The following is a 1229-nucleotide window of genomic DNA, read 5'->3' as shown; positions in this document are numbered from 1 at the left end:
TATAATACCTCTACAAATTCAGACCACTTGTTTAGTTAAAACTTAGTAACTTAAACAAGGATAAAATAATGAAAAAGATGCGTAGAAAATTTGATTCATCATTTAAGGCGAGAGTGGCTATTGAAGCGCTAAAAGAACGAGAAACCCTTTCTGAGCTTGCGGTTCGGTTTGATGTGCATGCGAATCAGATATCACAATGGAAATCGGAATTTCTAGCAAACTCAGCGGCCGCGTTTGAACTAGGTGGGAAAAAAGAAGTTGCCAGTAATGCAGATATCGATAAGCTTTATTTGAAAATCGGCCAATTAGAGATGGAAAAAGATTTTCTAAAAAAAAGCTTGAACAGGTTGGGTCTGTCATAGATATGCGTTTACTGATTACAAATACCTGTGAGCTGAGCATTCGCAAGCAATGTAAGCTCATGCAGATCAGTAGGTCATCGGTTTACTATCAGCCCAAAGGAGAGCCAAAAGAGAACCTCAGGATTATGCAAATGATGGATAAGCACATTTTTGAGGAGCCAACTGCAGGAGTTTTGACTATGCAGTCAATGTTGTTTGAGAATGGGATTTCAGCAGGTTATGAGCGGATCAGACGATTGATGCGTTTGGCCAATATACGGCCGATATACCCACGCCGACATCTTACAATACTTAAAGAAAAGCAGTATATTCATCCATACCTGCTTCAAAATCTGAATATTACAGGTGTGAATCAAGTATGGGAAATTGATATCACATATATCCCGATGAAGAAAGGATTTATGTATTTAACTGCAATTATCGATGTATACAGTCGGTATATTGTCGGCTGGGGATTAAGCAATACCTTGGATGCCAATGCATCGCTTGAAGTGGTCAAAGAGGCAATTGTTAGACATGGAAAGCCTCAAATTATAAATAGTGACCAAGGCTCACAATTTACCTGTAAGATCTACATCGAATATTTGCAGGCAGAAAAAGTAAAAATTAGCATGGATGGGAAGGGAAGAGCTTTGGATAATATTTACATTGAGAGATTTTGGAGAACGATCAAGTACCAGTATGTGTACCTGAATCCGTGTGAATCCGGACTCGAATTATATGCAGGGATTAGAAATTGGTTGGATAGATATCATTTCAGAGCGCACCAGGGAATAGATCGAAAAAAGCCTGCAGAGCTGTTTGAAATGTGCGCCTAAAACAACTAACAAACCTAAATTAGTGGTCTAACATAATCGAGGTATCATA

General features: G+C 38.6%; 2 protein-coding genes. Both read left to right on the top strand.

From position 1 onward, the window contains the following. Window positions 1–68: 68 nt before the first annotated feature. The gene (locus FEM55_RS12420) at window positions 69–362 is read left to right on the top strand and encodes a transposase (protein WP_138281703.1); all 294 of its coding nucleotides are present in this window, start codon (window positions 69–71) and stop codon (window positions 360–362) included. Between the two features lie 2 nt (window positions 363–364). Further along, window positions 365–1180, top strand: a complete 816-nt coding sequence (locus FEM55_RS12415; protein ID WP_138281702.1) for an IS3 family transposase — start codon at window positions 365–367, stop codon at window positions 1178–1180. The last annotated feature ends 49 nt before the right edge of the window (window positions 1181–1229 follow it).

This window comes from Dyadobacter sediminis (assembly GCF_005860765.1).
In the GTDB taxonomy this organism is placed as follows: Bacteria; Bacteroidota; Bacteroidia; order Cytophagales; family Spirosomataceae; genus Dyadobacter; species Dyadobacter sediminis.
The sequence above is the reverse complement of the archived record's forward strand: the minus strand, read 5'-3'. Positions and strand labels throughout refer to the sequence as shown.

Bases quoted from the DNA above. Each gene is read 5' to 3' on its own strand.
- FEM55_RS12420 (WP_138281703.1), top strand. From the start codon at position 69: ATGAAAAAGATGCGTAGAAAATTTGATTCATCATTTAAGGCGAGAGTG.
- FEM55_RS12415 (WP_138281702.1), top strand. From the start codon at position 365: ATGCGTTTACTGATTACAAATACCTGTGAGCTGAGCATTCGCAAGCAA.